Origin of the sequence: Bullifex porci, assembly GCF_009695635.1 — a bacterium.
In the GTDB taxonomy this organism is placed as follows: domain Bacteria; phylum Spirochaetota; class Spirochaetia; order Sphaerochaetales; family Sphaerochaetaceae; genus Bullifex; species Bullifex porci.
The window spans coordinates 1-3,117 of record NZ_VUNN01000043.1 but is presented as its reverse complement, the minus strand read 5'-3'; the positions used below and the strand labels follow the sequence as shown (position 1 = coordinate 3,117).

At 31.7% G+C, this 3,117-nt stretch carries 4 protein-coding genes; all 4 read right to left on the bottom strand.

Features of this window, described 5'->3' with window-relative positions:
• Positions 1–288: 288 nt before the first annotated feature.
• Complete coding sequence (locus FYJ80_RS11460) at positions 289–468, bottom strand: hypothetical protein (protein WP_154427024.1); 180 nt, start codon at positions 466–468, stop codon at positions 289–291.
• 131 nt (positions 469–599) lie between these two features.
• Entirely contained in the window at positions 600–1,193 is a 594-nt protein-coding gene (locus tag FYJ80_RS11455; protein WP_154427022.1) for a hypothetical protein, read from the bottom strand.
• A 219-nt stretch (positions 1,194–1,412) separates the two neighbouring features.
• Entirely contained in the window at positions 1,413–2,789 is a 1,377-nt protein-coding gene (locus FYJ80_RS11450; protein ID WP_154427020.1) for an AAA family ATPase, read from the bottom strand.
• A gap of 227 nt (positions 2,790–3,016) precedes the next feature.
• Positions 3,017–3,117 (bottom strand): transposase (locus tag FYJ80_RS11445; RefSeq protein WP_235899643.1); only part of this gene is annotated, 101 nt, incomplete at its 5' end.

The window sequence follows — 3,117 nt, the reverse complement described above, 5'->3', positions numbered from 1 at the left end:
CAGCACCTTTATATGCATCTAGAATTCTGATAGCTGGAAAAGGTAGCAGTCTGCCACCTCAGCTACAGATTATTTTTCTTCTTCTGCCTAGCTAAGAGGAAATGTCCACAAAATGAATTACACTCCCATTTTTATCTTTAGTTTCTCTGAGGCTCTCTTTATTATACCTTTATCAATGTATCTGTTAGCATTATATTTTAAATATTCGCAAAGACACACCATTTAAATTGAAAGAAATCTTCTGAATTAAAAGGTTTTTTAGTGCAAGGAGCTATGATAATGTTTTTATCAGAGTTTTTTTGAAAGGTTTTGAAAATATAGTTTTATTTCTTCATCTTCAATTTTATCAAGTATTTCTGTTATGTCCTTTTCAGTATAACCACTATTCCCATCTACAAATGATGGTCTTGCGCCAATACTACATAAATACATTGCAATTGAAAGTAAGTTTATTTTATCTTTTTCCAATGCCTTTCTTTATGTTTGAGAATCTACAAAATCAGAAATATATTGTGTTAATTGATGAAAAGTTTTTCTTAAATTGTCATTCATATTCTTCCTCTTTAATTATTTAACTATTGTTTAAATTGTTTGTAATTCTATATTTGATAGTTTTTTATATAACTATCACAATCTTCTAAAGCTTTGAAAAAAGTATTTTTATTGCACGGAATGATATCGACATCATAATATACTCTTTTTGTATTAGGTGACCATTTATCTGTGAAATCTAATTCTTTTCTCCAGCATGAAAATCTAAAAGTTTTTTCAGCTACAATATTATAATTCTTTAAGTCGGCATTATGATTTTTCAGATAAGAAATAATAAAAGCTGGTGAATGTTCTTCTCCATTTAGAAGAGCATAGCTATTAATAAAAGCTTCGAAGTTTTCTTCAAATTTTCTTGCATCTTCAATTGTATATACCCAGTCTAAGGTTTTATTTATTTTTAATGAGAGCCTGGAATTAGCATCGAATAAATCTATTAACTCATTTGCAGCTGCTAGATTTTCTTCAGAAGGATAGCTATAAGGAGAAATAGTACATGTTGATTCATCATATACACTTCCAAATGCAATTATTTTAAGTACTTCTAGATTAGGACACTCATATTTAGGTAATCCTGGATATTTACTTTTAATTACTTTAGAGCAATCAGCCCTTTCTCTCATTATTTTTGTAATAATACTCATGATAATTAATAGAGTTAAACTTTCAATTATCACAACAAAGGTTAGAAAAGAATATTTTTTTTATTATTGAGTTTATTGGGTATTAATTTTGTAATCTGTCTACATATACAAAATATTTGCTACAAGTCACCATCCTCAATCCTTTTACAATTAAGGAGGAAATGAGCATGGTGACCAGTTGGATTAATATCAAGGTGTAACTATAAGACCTACTAATACTTAACTCTCTAGTAGTTCATCTCCGTTAATTAGATGAAATTTATTATTATGCTTTGCCATTTCAAGGGCTTCATCTGTGAAACCAGATTTGGAGCATACATATAAACCATATACAGAAGAAGAAAGAAGAGAAGCCTTTCTTGCTAATGAGGTAAGTACATCCTCTCCTACCTTCTGATTCCTCCACTTACACTCACCAAAGAGATATCTTCCTTCTCTATCTATTGCAACTAGGTCTATCTCTTCATTTTGCTTATTAATAGGGGTAGGAAACTCAGAAAAGCCATATCGCTCTGGAGCAAACAGAGTGTTTCCTAGGACGTAATCAATAAAGTCAGGCTCAATTCTTCGCCCAATAAAAGTACTTAGGTTTTCATATGTGTGGTTTAAGGCAATTATCCCTTGGTTTCTTTCTATAAGGTTACGGTAAGGATAAATAAATCTAAAATAGAAAGCGAAATACCCGTCAGTGATATGCCACCCAATTTTCTTGAGTTTTGGAGCAATAGAGTAAACTTCTTCAACTATACCCATCATACAAAGATTTTGAAGAATACTACTTACATTTGCTTTATCAAGCCCAACCTTGTTTGCTATATCTCCTGTTTTGTTAGCACCTCCTGCTATAGTTGATAAAACCATTTCATAGTTATTTAAAGCTCTAACAGAACTATTAAAAAGTACTCTCTCTTCGTTATATAAAAAGCCCGTAGGCGTGAAGAATAAATCATTAAGAGCACTTTCTAGGTTCTTATATGAAGATAATAACTTTAAATAAAAGGGAATGCCTCCAGTTAATACGTGGGCAGAAGCTTTATCGTCTATTGACCAAGAAGAGAGGAAACGTCCACTTTCATTAATACGAAAAGGTTTTAATCTTAAGGAAAGGGTTCTTCTGCCAAAAAGGGGACTCTGTGGTCCCATTACATTACTTTCCATGAAGTGAACAGAGGATCCTGATAAAATCAGCTTGAGTTTACAGCTCTTAAAATCATGATCAATAAAACTCTGAAGGATTTCCAAAAAGGAGGGATCAGCTTGAGCAATATAGGAAATTTCATCGAAAACAACAATAAGACTCTCGTCCTTTGTTTTCACAGAAAGGAATCTAAAAAAATCCTGATAGCTATTGAATTTTATCAGCCCTTGATACTCTAAATACAGAGAAAAAACCTGATTAGATAGTTCTTCAAGATTGTATTTTAAATTTGATGTGCCTTGGAGAAAGATACATCTTCTATTATTGATACTTTGCTCTATGAGCATGGTCTTGCCAACCCTTTTGCGTCCATAAACAATAATGAACTCAAAAGCATCAGAGCTGAACCTTTTCTCTAATTCTTTTAGTTCTTTTTCTCTTCCTATAAACTTTTCCATGAAAATATTATTTATGTCAAATTATAATTTGTCAAAATATGATTTGACAAATTATGTATTTACAACTATGTATCTAATAGTAAGAAAAATAATTTTCTAGAGCCATCTGTATATCTAGGACTTAGATAGTAGATATAATATTTAAGTCTAGTGATAAAAATGCAGATTCAACTTTATAAAATCCATGCGGGAAGACTCCCGTCTTTAGGCGGGAGATGAAAGCATGGCTATACATTCTTCTGGTTTTCGATGTATTTCATGATGGTCTCTTGCGATACCACTCCTGCACTCCCTATATAATAAGAGCGCGTCCACAATGTGGGCAAAC

Excerpts from the sequence above, each read along its gene's own strand:
- FYJ80_RS11455 (WP_154427022.1), bottom strand. The coding sequence starts at position 1,193 with ATGAGTATTATTACAAAAATAATGAGAGAAAGGGCTGATTGCTCTAAA.
- FYJ80_RS11450 (WP_154427020.1), bottom strand. The coding sequence starts at position 2,789 with ATGGAAAAGTTTATAGGAAGAGAAAAAGAACTAAAAGAATTAGAGAAA.